We start from the raw sequence: 13,839 nt of genomic DNA on the forward strand, positions 1-13,839 counted from the left end.
TGCAATTAACCCCTCAATATTCTGTGGAGACCCAGCCAGTCGAGACCCTTATGTAAGGAATCATTTTTGGAAAGCGTGCTGAATTGAACAGTCAGTAATCAGCAACTTTGAAGTGTATATTATAAATGCCTTTCCAACAATTATAGGAGAGAGTTTTAATATGATATGATAATAAAATAGATCGTACCTTACTTATTTTGGAGGCAGTTATGGGGAAAAAAATACTAGTTGTTGATGATGAGCCATCAATTGTTACGCTGTTGCAGTATAATCTTCAACAGGCCGGATACACCGTTGTTACGGCTGTGGATGGAGAAGAAGGAAAAAGACTTGCGGAAACAGAAATTCCTGATTTTATTATTTTGGATTTAATGCTGCCTAAATTGGATGGGATTGAAGTATGTAAACAGCTCCGCCAAAACAGGATCGAAACTCCTATTCTTATGCTTACCGCAAAAGATGATGAGTTCGATAAAGTTCTGGGCCTGGAACTTGGAGCAGATGACTACATGACAAAGCCTTTTAGCCCTAGAGAAGTGGTTGCAAGGGTAAAGGCAATTCTAAGGCGGTCACAGGGACAGGCGGAGAGTCAATCTAAACAAGAAGAAACAGATGACATTAAGATTGGTGATTTGCAAATCTTCCCTGAGCGATACGAGGCCTTTTTCGACGGTAAACAGCTTGAAATAACCCCTAAAGAGTTTGAACTCCTCTTATACCTAGGTAAAAATAAGGGGCGAGTGCTAACAAGAGATCAGCTCCTTCGTGCCGTTTGGAACTATGACTTTGCAGGGGATACAAGAATTGTGGATGTACATATCAGCCATGTTAGGGAAAAAATTGAGAGAGATACAAGAAAGCCAGCATATATAAAGACCGTACGGGGTCTCGGCTATAAGCTGGAGGAGCCAAAGGGAGAATGAACAAATACCGTACGAAACTTCTATTTGCTCTTATAAGCGTGATAGTTTGCGTTCTTATAGGTCTTGGCCTGTTGCTCGGACAGTTGTTTAAAAACTATTATGTTAATGCTTTTAATGAGCGTGTGAAAAGTGAAATGAACATTATTAGCACCTATATCATGGGTGACGGGGGCTTGGGACAATTCCAGGAGCATGATATTGCCCAAGTAGGTGAACTTTTAAATGCCCGAATTACCATAGTTGATTTATCGGGAGCATTTGTTTACGACAGTGGAGAATTGCATGGAAGACAAATTAGCAGGCATAGAGAGATTATAGAAGAAGTTATCCATGAAAGACCTGCCCGGCCTGATATGCTTGAAGTAGGAGGCGGATATGATGTCCATTATTTTTGGAAGCCGCTTGAACAGAATGGAGAAATAGAAGGCTATATTTTTCTGACTACTAAATTTAATGAACTGCAAAAAGCCTACCGGCAAATCTGGTGGCTGCTGACTATAAGTCTTGGAATCGCACTCTTGGTTATTATTTTAATGAGTCTGCGTATAACAGCCAGGTACACAAAGCCGATTGAGTCAGCTGCCAACGTTGCAATTGAGCTGGCTAAAGGAAATTTTAAAGCTAGAACTTATGAAGAAAAAGAGGACGAAACAGGTATGCTGAGTGCGTCCATTAACATTCTGGCAAGAAATCTTCAGGATATGGTTAAATCGCAAGAAGTTCAGCAAGACAGACTTAGCACACTAATTGAGAATATGGGCAGCGGTCTGATCCTGATTGACAGCAGAGGATATATTAACCTTATAAATAGGGCTTATAAAGACATTTTTCATGTTGGCTCTTCCGATTATCTTGATAAGTTATATCACGAAGTAATCATCCATAACGAGGTTGTCAGCATTATAGAAAAAATATTTATGACAGAACAGAAGGTACGAAAGCAAATCATTCTTCCAATTGGAATAGAAAGGCGCCATTTTGAGGTGTATGGAGTTCCGATCATAGGAACAAACAAAGTTTGGAAGGGTGTCTTACTTGTTTTTCATGATATTACGGAGCTTAAAAAGCTTGAACAAATCAGGCAGGACTTTGTTGCCAATGTCTCCCATGAGTTAAAAACACCAATAACCTCTATAAAAGGCTTTTCTGAAACCCTTCTTGATGGTGCTATGGAGGATGAAGCATCCTTAGAGGCGTTCCTATCGATAATTTTAAAGGAAAGCAATAGGCTTCAAGCCCTTATTGAGGAGTTGCTCGACCTTTCCAAAATGGAGCAGCAGGGATTCAGGCTCACCATTCACATGCTTGATATCAACCAAGAGTTAAGGGAGATCCTGCCTATTTTGCAAGGGAAAGCAGAAAGAAAAAAAATCGAGCTTAAACTTGAGGCGAGTGACGACTCTTTACTGATAGAGGGAGACAGTGACAGGCTAAAACAAGTATTCCTTAATCTGATCAGTAACGCAATTGCCTACACGCCTGAAGGGGGCAAGGTAATGGTCTCCGTCATTAATGAAACAGACACTGTGACTGTCCAAGTGAAAGACACAGGAATAGGAATAGAACAAGATGAACTCCCGAGAATATTTGAGCGCTTTTATCGGGTGGATAAAGCGAGGAGCCGTAACTCTGGAGGTACGGGTCTAGGCTTGGCAATCGTCAAACATATCGTTGAAGCCCACAAAGGAACTATTGAAGTCAGCAGCGAGAAGGATAATGGAACCACTTTTTCTGTCAAGCTAAATAAGGTTCATTAGATTGAGTTACAGAGTAACCTTAGACGATAAAGTATCATGTGATCTGAAGAATAATATTCAGTAGGGCGCATGCCAATCCGGCTGCGTCCTTTTGTCATTGTTCGGGTTTTAACTGATGGCTAATCGTATACATTGTCTCTCTTATTTCCATCAACTACTGACTCTGAAGATTAACAGCGAAGTGTTACCGTCTTTTATTTGCTCTGGTGTAAATGTCATTTAAGGGCTCTTGCCACTATGTTATTGTCAGAAATGTGCAGGTAGTCTAGCGGGCCTGCTCTAGCCTGCAATTTAGGGCACTACACTCCGGATTAGTTAGATTTTTAAGTAACGAAGCTTTTAGCCTAGATAATGAAACCTTTCCGGCAATTAACCGTATTAATTTTATAGAATTATAGATATGATTGTATATGGGAGAAGCTTTTAGGGTTTATTTAAGAATTAGAGAAGGGGGAGAGTATGTGGTTAGCTTAAGGAAAGTATATATAACTATTGGTGCAGTATTTCTTGTCATAATCTTAGGACTGCTCGCCTTTACAACCTGGTATACTGTGGACGAATCTGATCAGGCCGTTATACTTACATTTGGAAAAGTGGAAGCGGGGATAACAGAACCTGGTCTTCATGGGAAGCTTCCATGGCCAATTCAAAGCGTAGAGAAAGTTTCAAAAGAAACCTTCAGTCTTCAATTTGGTTATGAAGAGAAAGATGGAGAGATTAAAGGTTTTCCTGATGAGACTAAAATGATTACCGGTGATGAAAACATCGTCCTGGCGGATTTGGTCGTACAATGGAAAATAACTGATCCGTCTAAGTTTCTCTTTAATGCGGATAATCCAGAAGAAATTCTTTATGATGCTACCTCAGCTTCGCTTCGGAGTATTATCGGAAGCTCGAAAATTGATGATGCATTAACTTCTGGAAAAGCAGAGATTGAAGCAGATGTTCGGGACTTACTGGCGACGCTTATTGAGAAATATGATGTTGGTATTTCAATCACAGCGGTCAAGCTGCAGGATGTAGAACTGCCAAATGATGAAGTGAGAAGTGCTTTTACGAATGTTACAGATGCACGTGAGACTATGAATACAAAGATCAATGAAGCCGGGAAATACCGAAATCAGAAGATCAATGAAGCAAAAGGGGAAGAGGATGCCCTTATATCTAGAGCGCAGGGAGATAAAGCTGCCCGGATAGAGAAGGCAAGAGGTGACGTGGCCATTTTCAATTCTTTATATGCTGAGTACAGAAACAATCCAGAAATTACAAGACAGCGTCTTGTACTGGAGACTCTCGATGAGGTACTGCCTGGAACAGAAATATATATTATGAACGATGACGGAAATACATTGAAATACTTTCCGATTCGCCCGCTTGAAAAAGAAACACCAAAGCCGGGTACAGAAGGAAGTGATAATCAATGAGCGACCAGAACATAATCAACTTTAAAGATAAAGCAGGAAATTCTATTAACTGGCGTAATTATATTAAAATTGGCATCCTCCTGCTCCTGCTGGCCATTGTTCTAATCTTTACATTCACTAATTTATTCATTGTTAAAGAAGGAGAATACAAAGTTATCCGTCAGTTTGGAGAAGTTGTACGCATAGAAAGAGAGCCAGGGTTATCGTACAAAATTCCTTTCATTCAAAGTGTTACCAGTTTGCCTAAATATCAAATGACCTATGATGTTTCCGAAGCTGAGATCAACACAAGGGATAAGAAACGAATGATTATCGACAACTATGCAATTTGGAGGATAGAGGATCCAAAGAAAATGATCTCAAATGCCAGAACGCTCATAAATGCTGAATCAAAGATGGAGGAGTTCATCTATTCGGTTGTACGCGGTGAGCTCGGGCAATTAAATTATGATGAAATTATTAACGATGAAAAGTCCTCTAGAGGCTCCTTAAATGACAGGGTAACCGAACGTGTAAATGAACTCTTAGCCACCGATGGATACGGAATCGTAGTCACAGATGTGAGAATTAAGAGAACGGATTTACCTGAAGAAAATGAAAATTCCGTATTTGTTAGAATGATTTCTGAACGAGAATCAAAAGCACAGGAATATTTATCAATGGGCGATGCCGAAAAGAATCGAATAACGGCAGAAACTGATAGAGAGGTTAAAGAGATTCTTGCAACAGCATCTGCGGACGCCGAATCTATCAGAGCGGAAGGAGAGGGAGAGGCAGCCAAGGTGTATAATCTTTCTTTCTCAAAAGATCCAGAATTTTATACCTTGTTCCGAACGCTTAATTCCTATAAACAAACTATAAATGGAGAAACGGTAATCGTTCTTCCGTCAGATTCTCCTTATGCACGAATGTTAATGGGCTATACTGAATAATATGCAGACCGTTATTTTTCTTTATTTTATCAATCATGATAAAATGAAGAAAATAATGGTCTTTTTTTTATGGCCTTTTACCTGAAATTTTAGGTTTAGGAGGATTAACTTTGACAAAAAAACTCGTATTGATTGATGGAAACAGCATTGCATACCGGGCTTTTTTTGCACTCCCCTTATTAAATAATGACAAAGGGATACATACCAATGCAGTGTATGGTTTTACGATGATGCTGATGAGGATACTTGAAGATGAAAAGCCTACTCACTTACTGGTAGCGTTTGACGCTGGCAAAACGACTTTCAGACACAAGACATTTAAGGAATATAAAGGCGGCAGACAAAAAACTCCGCCTGAGTTAAGTGAGCAGTTTCCTTTTATTAGGGAACTACTTAAAGCATACCGAATTTCGCAATATGAGCTGGAGAATTACGAGGCGGATGATATTATCGGAACCCTTTCTTTACAAGCTGAACAGGACGGCTTCGAAGTAAAGATAATTTCAGGTGATAAGGACCTTACCCAGCTAAGTTCTGATAAAACCACGGTTAGCATAACCAAAAAGGGTATAACTGAAATCGAAGAGTATACTCCTGAACATATCCTCGGAAAATACGGGCTAACCCCTAAACAAATCGTGGATATGAAAGGATTGATGGGAGATGCTTCTGATAATATTCCGGGTGTTCCTGGTGTTGGCGAAAAAACGGCTATCAAGCTTTTAAAGGAATATTCGACATTAGAGAATCTCCTCGAATCTCTTGATAAAATTAGCGGAAAAAAGCTGCAAGAGAAACTGCAGGAGTTTAAAGAGCAAGCTGTAATGAGCAAAGAATTAGCAACAATCACCAGAGAGGCTCCTGTCGAGATCCAGCTTAATGATTCCGAATATGAGGGCTTTGACCGGGACGAATTATTACGGTTCTTCAGAGAGCTTGGGTTTAATTCCTTGTTAGACAAGCTTGGTGCTGATCCTGAGTCAGATTCAGAAGAGCTCGAAGAAATTGAATTTGAAGTGCCTGAGGAAATTAAGGAAGAATATTTTGCTGAAGAAAACTCCTTATATATTGAAGTGTTGGAAGAGAATTACCACTACGCTCAAATTGTCGGATTTGGACTTGTTAATGAAAAAGGGCGTTTCTTTTTTGCTGCAGAAAAAGCTCTTGAATCTAAAGTCTTTAAAAATTGGGCAGAGGATGGGAGCAAAAAAAAGGCAGTATATGATGCTAAACGATCTGAAGTATCATTGAGGCATAAGGGCATTCATTTAAAAGGTGCAGAATTTGATTTATTACTTGCATCTTATGTCCTGAATCCATCGGAAACAACAGATGACTTTGCATCAGTGGCTAAACTCCATGGCTATAGCAGCATCCAATCAGATGATGTGTTTTACGGGAAAGGTGCGAAGCGAAGAGTTCCTGACCAAGGAGCGCTGGCTGAGCATTTGGTCCGAAAGGCAGCGGGGCTTCATGTCTTAAAAGACAAACTGGATGAACTTCTATCGGACAATCAGCAGTATGAGCTGTTTACAAAGCTGGAAATGCCATTAACACTTGTTTTAGCTGATATGGAATTCCTCGGAATTAAGCTGGATATCGCCCGATTAAATAAAATGGGCATAGATATACGCGGGCAGTTAACTGCAATTGAACATAGAGTATTTGAGCTGGCTGGTGAGTCGTTTAACATAAACTCCCCTAAGCAGCTCGGTATCATCTTATTTGAGAAACTGGGTCTTCCGGTTTTTAAAAAGACGAAGACAGGTTATTCAACATCAGCTGATATTCTGGAAAAACTAGAATCTAAGCATGAAATTATCAGCGAGATCCTTCATTATCGCCAGCTGGGAAAGCTTCAGTCTACGTACATTGAGGGCTTGCAGAAGGTGGTCAATCCCAAAACTGATAAGGTTCATACCCGTTTTAATCAAGCACTTACTCAGACTGGCCGGTTAAGCTCGACGGATCCTAACCTCCAAAACATTCCTATCCGCCTAGAGGAAGGGAGAAAAATCCGGCAAGCGTTTATTCCTTCGGAGGATGACTGGGTTATTTTTGCAGCGGATTATTCCCAAATTGAGCTAAGGGTTCTTGCACATATTGCTGGGGATGCGAAACTTATTGAGGCATTTCAGGAAGATCTTGATATTCATACCAAGACAGCGATGGAAGTGTTCCACGTAAAGGCTGATGAGGTCACAAGCAATATGCGCCGCCATGCGAAGGCTGTAAACTTTGGAATTGTATATGGAATTAGTGATTATGGTCTTTCTCAGAGTCTTGGCATATCTAGGAAGGAAGCAGGGGAATTTATTGACCGCTACCTTCAAAGTTATCCGGGTGTAAAGGATTATATGGAGGAAATCGTCAAGGATGCAAAGCAAAAAGGGTATGTTTCAACGCTTTTGCAGCGCAGGAGATATATTCCAGAAATAACGAGCCGAAATTTCAATCTGCGCAGCTTTGCGGAACGAACAGCAATGAATACGCCGATCCAGGGAAGTGCCGCTGACATTATTAAAAAGGCTATGATTGAAATGGCAGACAGATTAAGCAGTGAAGGATTAAAAACTAGACTGCTTCTGCAGGTTCACGATGAATTGATCTTCGAGGCTCCAAAGAATGAAATTGAAAAGCTGAAGGAGATTGTTCCTGAAGTTATGGAAGGTGCAGTAGAGCTGGATGTACCGTTAAAGGTCGATTACTCATACGGCCCAACCTGGTTCGACGCGAAATAGAAAAGTAGAGCAGACTGAAAGAAACACAGAAACTGGCCGACTAAGTACGCCACTTCCTGTGGCAAAGTCGGCACTTGTACATCCTGTACTTCGAAGACTCCGACAAAGAAGCGGTTTTTGCTTCTGAAGGAGGAGTTGAAGTTTCAGAGTTTCTAGGAGGCGGAGCTAGACAAAGAAAAGCCACGCTCGAAGCTTGCCGCGTCCTGCGGCACTCGCCTGGCTAGGACATCCTGTCCGTCGCTCGCCGACTGAAAGAAGCACAGAAACTGGCCGACTACGTACGCTACTTCCTGTGGCAAAGTCGGCACTTGTACATCATGTACTTCGAAGAATCCGACAAAGAAGCGGTTTTTGCTTCTAAAGGAGGAGTTGAAGTTTCAGAGTAGCTTTACGCGCTTGCACACGAATTCTGCTAGGAAATTAAATTTATGGAAGATACTCAATCTTAAGGGGGAAAGTACATGCCAGAACTTCCCGAAGTAGAAACTGTCCGCAGGACATTGGCAGAGCTTGTTATTGGAAAAACAATTGACCATGTTTCCATTTCATGGCCTAAGATGGTCAAACACCCTGCCGAAGTGATCCAATTTACTGATGCTTTGAAGGGACAGTCTTTTCTGGAAATCGGACGCCGCGGCAAATTTCTCATCTTTTATACAAATGATTATGCCCTTGTTTCTCATTTGCGTATGGAGGGGAAATATGGTGTATTTAATTCTGATTCAGAAATAGACAAGCATACACATGCTGTTTATCATTTTACAGATGGATCTGAGCTCCGCTATAAGGATGTCAGAAAGTTTGGGACGATGCACCTGTATAAAAAGGGGGATGAGTTTAAGCAGGCACCTCTTTTAGACCTAGGACCGGAACCTTTCTCTGATCTTTTTACAATAAACGATCTTTGGGTAAAACTTCAAAAAACTAGCCGGAAAGTTAAGCCTGCCCTTCTTGACCAAAGGGTACTAGTCGGACTCGGAAATATATATGTTGATGAGGCATTATTTAGGGCAGGGATTCATCCGGAAAGGATCGCTTCTTCGTTAACTGAAGAGGAAGTAAAACTTCTTCATAAAGAAATAGTCTCCACTCTTGGAGAGGCAGTGGAAAAAGGCGGCAGCACGATTCGCTCCTATATTAATTCCCAAGGACAAATTGGAATGTTCCAGTTGCAGCTTTTTGTTTATGGAAAAAAGGGAGAACCGTGCATAAATTGTGGGACCCCACTAGAAAAAACTGTCGTTGGTGGACGAGGAACCCATTTCTGCCCGAACTGCCAGCCGCTTAATTAGTAGAACTTATCAAAATGGAAACTGGAATAGCTCTGGTTATTTTTGATCTAACCCTTCGAAGGCACAATATCCTTAGAAGGGAATGCCCTTTTTAAAAAATTTGATAAACTGGTGAAATTGTTAAATTCATCTCATACACTTTACACCTGAAAATGTAAATCCAATTTTCCTATTTAACATCGGATGGGCTCCTTCCATATACTATTGTAGCGATCGATTGACAGGAAGGAGTACTCAAAATGGGGCATACATTTCCGCTGCTGATTCTTGCTTTTGCTGTTAGCCTTGACAGCTTTAGTGTTGGATTTACGTATGGGTTAAGAAAGATGGCTATTCCTTTAAGATCTATAGCGATTGTTGCCATATGCTCGGCTGTGATGTTGGTTGCAGCGATGGCATTCGGAAGTTTCTTGGAGAATCTATTAACACCGAAAATGGCTGAAAGGATCGGTGGGATTATCCTCATTATGCTCGGCGCCTGGATTTTATTTCAATTTTTCCGCCCAGAAAAAGCAGATGGGGTTGGACAGGAAAAAATGATTATTAAGTATGAAATAAAGTCGCTTGGCATTGTCATTCATATTTTAAGAAAACCAATGAGCGCCGATTTCGACCGCTCTGGAACGATTACGGGAATTGAAGCGTTAATGCTTGGTATTGCTTTATCATTAGATGCATTTGGAGCAGGAATAGGTGCTGCCATGCTAGGTTTTTCACCATTCTTACTGGCAATTTCAGCTGCAGTCATGAGTTCTCTTTTTGTTTTTCTTGGCTTAAAAGCAGGCGGGGTTTTCTCACATATGAGCTGGGCGCAGAAGTGTTCTTTCATTCCGGGAATCCTTTTAATTTTTATTGGTATCTGGAAAATTTAAACGTATTCAGAAAGGAACTAATTCATGTCACTTGTTATTGGGTTAACTGGCGGAATTGCCAGCGGTAAAAGCACAGTGTCAAACATGTTAAAGAAACTGGGTGCAGTTATAATAGACGCTGACATAGAGGCGAGGCTAGCTGTTGAACCGGAAGAGCTGGCTTACAAAAAGATCATAGAGTTTTTTGGAGACACTGTTCTCAATGAAGATAAAAGCCTAGATAGAGGCAAGTTAGGTTCAATTATTTTCCATGATCCTGAAAAAAGAAAAGTACTGAACGAAATTGTTCATCCTGCTGTCCGGGAAAGGATGCTTCAAAAAAAAGATAAGGCTATAAATGACCATAAAGAAATTATTGTCCTTGACATACCTTTATTGTTTGAAAGCAAACTAGCTTATATGGCAGAGAAAACTCTGTTAGTGTATGTAACCGAAGAAGTTCAGCTAAGCAGGCTTATAAGCCGAAACGGATTCACGGAGGAAGATGCGCTGGCGAGAATTAAATCACAAATGCCTCTAAAAGATAAGATTCCGCTTGCTGATGCCGTGATTAACAATAATGGTGATTTATCTGATACAGAGAGTCAGCTTATAAAAATTGTTAACCAGTGGCAAGGTAAACCGCTCACTTCTTGATTAGCGCATATAGTCTAACCATCTGTAAATGGAACAGCTGACTTTAGGCTGTTTTTTTTGTTTTGTTTTGTTTTGTTTTGTAATCCGTATACAATTCATACTCATTTGCCGCTTCGCTCCTGTGGCTCCCCTGACCTGCCTTTTTCGCAGGACTATTAATTCGGCCCTCCAATTAACCTGCAAATAAAGAACATACTAATGGGGTTAAATCATCAACATTGCCTTTAACAGAGTTTATTGTTTATAAAATAATAGAGTTTATATTTAAAATAACCTATGTATTATCTGCATCCAACTTATCGTGAAGCATCTAGTTCTTCGCTCATCTTTACAATGATAAGTCGGTTTTCGCTTGATTGAATCAGGTCCCTATACGCTTTAGAGGCGCCCCACATTCTAATGGACACCCGCTCTCACTTTTCTGAATTATAAAACTTTTAAAATGTGTGATTTTATTTATCACAATTATTCCTTATTATGTTATACTAATTACATATAAAGGGTATTAGAGTATAACACTAATGTGGAAGGAGCCGTCAAATGAAGGCGAGAATCGCAATTAACGGTTTTGGAAGAATTGGAAGAATGGTGTTTAGAAAGGCAATTCTTGAAAATAATCTTGATATTGTGGCCATTAATGCCAGCTACCCAGCTGAAACTTTGGCACATTTAATAAAATATGATTCTAATCATGGTCAATTTGAGGGAGAAGTCACTGCTCAGGATCATGCAATTATTGTCAATGGCAAGAAAATCCGCTTAATCAACCAACGTAATCCCGCAGAGCTTCCTTGGGGAGAGTTAAACATAGATATTGTTATAGAAGCTACAGGAAAATTCAATAATCGCGAAAAAGCTGGCTTGCATATCGATGCAGGTGCAAAAAAAGTAATCATTACAGCCCCGGCCAAGGATGAGGATATAACAATTGTGATGGGCGTTAATGAAGACCAGTTTAATATTGAAACGCATGATGTCATCTCAAATGCTTCATGCACCACTAATTGTTTAGCGCCTGTTGCAAAAGTGCTAAATGATAAATTCGGAATTGAAAATGGATTAATGACGACTGTACATGCCTATACCAATGATCAAAATAATATCGATAATCCTCATAAGGACCTTCGCAGGGCACGTTCCTGTGGACAATCGATTATTCCGACATCAACTGGAGCAGCTAAGGCGCTTTCCCTGGTGCTTCCTGAATTAAAAGGCAAACTTCACGGAATGTCACTTAGGGTGCCTACTCCAAATGTATCACTTGTAGATCTTGTTGTTGATTTGAAATGTGACGTAACAATCGATGAAATAAACGATGTGTTTAAGGCAGCTTCGCAAGGAAGCTTAAAAGGTATTTTAGATATCACTGATGAACCCCTCGTTTCGATCGACTTTAATACAAATGAACACTCAGCAGTTATCGATGGATTATCGACGATGGTAATAGGAGCTAAAAAGGTAAAGGTACTTGCTTGGTATGATAATGAATGGGGTTATTCTTGCAGAGTCGTAGATCTTATGAAATATGTCGCCAGGGAATTGCTGCATTCCAAAACAGCAAGAGTAGGTTAAAGGTTAGATTGTAAAATTAGAGCCCGCCAAGTTTGGCGGGTGTTTTTCTGTGCATACAACAGGAAAGAAGAGAATCCGCATAATCTAGTAATCTCATGAGATAAGCATTTTTAAAAAAGTTCCCTGCATGTGTTGCAAAAGTAATATAAACTTAGTATACTAGTCATCGTGAACTTCTTAATAAAGGTACCAAATTAGCTACTTAAAGGGTTAGGACCTCTTTGGACTAACTTTCCCCCGTGGTAGCCTAAGTTACCGTTGAAAATGGGAAGTTTATGAGTAAATCCGGTTAAGGGGGAAATTGAATATGGAAACAATGGGACGTCACGTAATATCTGAATTATGGGGCTGCGATTTTGACAAACTTAACGATATGAATTTTATTGAACAAACATTTGTAGGGGCCGCACTAAAATCTGGTGCAGAAATAAGAGAAGTTGCCTTCCATAAATTTGCACCTCAAGGTGTAAGCGGAGTGGTTATCATTTCTGAATCTCACTTAACAATTCATAGCTTCCCTGAACACGGGTACGCGAGCATTGATGTATACACATGCGGCGACCTGGATCCAAATATTGCAGCTGACTTTATTGCTGATGCTTTAGGGGCACAAACACGCGAAAACATTGAAATTCCTCGTGGTATGGGTCCGGTACAAGTAAAGCAGGCAAAAGTGAAAGCACTATAAAAATGAATGAAGTTTAAGAGAGGTGTATTTATACACCTCTCTTTTAATTTTATCTGTAGTAATTAAGGTTTGACCAAAGTCCGTTAGCTTTGTAGATACAATTTTTATACTTTAAGGCACTTGCACTTTTGTTATTTCTTTCAGGGTTGTTGTAAAATGGTCTATAGAGGCACGATACATAGCTTTATATCATGGGCTGGGAGGATACGATATGTCTTTTGTTAGCGCTTTAACCACTCGGTATCAGAAATCTGGCGGGACAGAAGAAAACCATGCGGATCCAGAACTGAAAACTAGATATTATAAAGGAAAGTTTAATTCCTTATTCGAATCTGTTGAGAAGGTATTAAAGGAAGATAGCGCCTATACGATAAATTCGATATCAGCAGATCATGGTGAAATTTCTGCGGAATTAAACAGAGGCTGCCGAGGATTTGTTATAATAACAGTTATAACCACAAAGCCATTTGAAATAGCAGTGGATTTCCATATATCAACAGAAAGATTTTCCGTAACTGGTATTTATCCATCTCTTAAACAAGAAATCTTGAGATTTTATGAAGAGCTTAATAAGAAGAATACTTATATAGGATCTGGAGTAAACGGTCAGAAATAGGCCCTTTTTATTCTGGTTTCGTAAAAAAAACGCTGTTTATTTCCGGTGCAATTGCTCGCGTTTCCGCTGGCGATTCCAGGAGCCTGTCTAGTTGCGCCTCCTTGAAACTAGGCAAACTTCACTTTCTTCGTCAGAAGCAAAAACGCTTCTTTGTCTTCGAAATGCAGGAAGTACAAGTACCGATGAGCGCCTCAGGGGTTTCCTGCGTCTCGGTTCTTCCACAGTAAATTGGTTTGACATCCCTCGAATTAACCCGCACACGCAGAGAAATGTGATGCAATTGATAAGTCGAGCACTTCGCTACAAGCAGCACAGCAGCAAATAGTAACACTATTCGTAAGTCATCAGGATCACTCTCGTTCGGCGGACGCACTATTTAAAATTGG

General features: G+C 40.2%; 11 protein-coding genes. All 11 read left to right on the forward strand.

Annotation, left to right across the window (positions count from 1 at the left end; translation table 11 throughout):
* The first annotated feature begins 209 nt into the window (after positions 1-209).
* The 11 genes from HRJ06_RS04540 (at position 210) to HRJ06_RS04590 (ending at position 13,453) form a co-directional block, all read left to right on the forward strand.
* Positions 210-923 carry a response regulator transcription factor gene (locus HRJ06_RS04540; protein WP_174729589.1) on the forward strand — a complete coding sequence of 238 codons (714 nt, stop codon included), beginning with the start codon at positions 210-212 and terminating at the stop codon, positions 921-923.
* The gene (pnpS, locus tag HRJ06_RS04545) at positions 920-2,680 is read left to right on the forward strand and encodes a two-component system histidine kinase PnpS (protein ID WP_174729592.1); all 1,761 of its coding nucleotides are present in this window, start codon (positions 920-922) and stop codon (positions 2,678-2,680) included. Before HRJ06_RS04540 ends, pnpS begins: the two co-directional genes overlap by 4 nt.
* A gap of 461 nt (positions 2,681-3,141) precedes the next feature.
* Complete coding sequence (hflK, locus tag HRJ06_RS04550) at positions 3,142-4,104, forward strand: FtsH protease activity modulator HflK (protein WP_174729595.1); 963 nt, start codon at positions 3,142-3,144, stop codon at positions 4,102-4,104.
* The gene (gene hflC, locus HRJ06_RS04555) at positions 4,101-5,036 is read left to right on the forward strand and encodes a protease modulator HflC (protein ID WP_174729598.1); all 936 of its coding nucleotides are present in this window, start codon (positions 4,101-4,103) and stop codon (positions 5,034-5,036) included. Before hflK ends, hflC begins: the two co-directional genes overlap by 4 nt.
* A 110-nt stretch (positions 5,037-5,146) precedes the next feature.
* Positions 5,147-7,777 (forward strand): DNA polymerase I, encoded by a 2,631-nt coding sequence (polA, locus tag HRJ06_RS04560; RefSeq protein ID WP_174729601.1) that lies wholly within the window; start codon positions 5,147-5,149, stop codon positions 7,775-7,777.
* A gap of 461 nt (positions 7,778-8,238) precedes the next feature.
* Positions 8,239-9,069 carry a DNA-formamidopyrimidine glycosylase gene (gene mutM / locus HRJ06_RS04565; RefSeq protein WP_174729604.1) on the forward strand — a complete coding sequence of 277 codons (831 nt, stop codon included), beginning with the start codon at positions 8,239-8,241 and terminating at the stop codon, positions 9,067-9,069.
* Between the two features lie 239 nt (positions 9,070-9,308).
* Positions 9,309-9,941, forward strand: coding sequence for a sporulation membrane protein YtaF (gene ytaF, locus HRJ06_RS04570; RefSeq protein ID WP_174729608.1), 633 nt, complete (start codon positions 9,309-9,311; stop codon positions 9,939-9,941).
* A gap of 24 nt (positions 9,942-9,965) precedes the next feature.
* Positions 9,966-10,577: a dephospho-CoA kinase gene (gene coaE / locus HRJ06_RS04575; RefSeq protein WP_174729611.1), complete on the forward strand. Its 612-nt coding sequence runs from the start codon at positions 9,966-9,968 to the stop codon at positions 10,575-10,577.
* A gap of 540 nt (positions 10,578-11,117) precedes the next feature.
* The gene (locus HRJ06_RS04580) at positions 11,118-12,149 is read left to right on the forward strand and encodes a glyceraldehyde-3-phosphate dehydrogenase (RefSeq protein ID WP_174729614.1); all 1,032 of its coding nucleotides are present in this window, start codon (positions 11,118-11,120) and stop codon (positions 12,147-12,149) included.
* 307 nt (positions 12,150-12,456) lie between these two features.
* Positions 12,457-12,837, forward strand: a complete 381-nt coding sequence (gene speD / locus HRJ06_RS04585) for an adenosylmethionine decarboxylase (RefSeq protein WP_174729617.1) — start codon at positions 12,457-12,459, stop codon at positions 12,835-12,837.
* 211 nt (positions 12,838-13,048) lie between these two features.
* Complete coding sequence (locus HRJ06_RS04590; RefSeq protein WP_174729620.1) at positions 13,049-13,453, forward strand: hypothetical protein; 405 nt, start codon at positions 13,049-13,051, stop codon at positions 13,451-13,453.
* Positions 13,454-13,839: the final 386 nt, after the last annotated feature.

Origin of the sequence: Mesobacillus harenae (assembly GCF_013343715.1) — a bacterium.
GTDB lineage: Bacteria > Bacillota > Bacilli > Bacillales > Cytobacillaceae > Mesobacillus_A > Mesobacillus_A harenae.

What these genes read in the sequence shown, in the direction of transcription:
- HRJ06_RS04540 (WP_174729589.1), top strand. Translation starts at nt 210, where the DNA reads ATGGGGAAAAAAATACTAGTTGTTGATGATGAGCCATCAATTGTTACG.
- pnpS (WP_174729592.1), top strand. Translation starts at nt 920, where the DNA reads ATGAACAAATACCGTACGAAACTTCTATTTGCTCTTATAAGCGTGATA.
- hflC (WP_174729598.1), top strand. Translation starts at nt 4,101, where the DNA reads ATGAGCGACCAGAACATAATCAACTTTAAAGATAAAGCAGGAAATTCT.
- mutM (WP_174729604.1), top strand. Translation starts at nt 8,239, where the DNA reads ATGCCAGAACTTCCCGAAGTAGAAACTGTCCGCAGGACATTGGCAGAG.
- ytaF (WP_174729608.1), top strand. Translation starts at nt 9,309, where the DNA reads ATGGGGCATACATTTCCGCTGCTGATTCTTGCTTTTGCTGTTAGCCTT.
- coaE (WP_174729611.1), top strand. Translation starts at nt 9,966, where the DNA reads ATGTCACTTGTTATTGGGTTAACTGGCGGAATTGCCAGCGGTAAAAGC.
- HRJ06_RS04580 (WP_174729614.1), top strand. Translation starts at nt 11,118, where the DNA reads ATGAAGGCGAGAATCGCAATTAACGGTTTTGGAAGAATTGGAAGAATG.
- speD (WP_174729617.1), top strand. Translation starts at nt 12,457, where the DNA reads ATGGAAACAATGGGACGTCACGTAATATCTGAATTATGGGGCTGCGAT.
- HRJ06_RS04590 (WP_174729620.1), top strand. Translation starts at nt 13,049, where the DNA reads ATGTCTTTTGTTAGCGCTTTAACCACTCGGTATCAGAAATCTGGCGGG.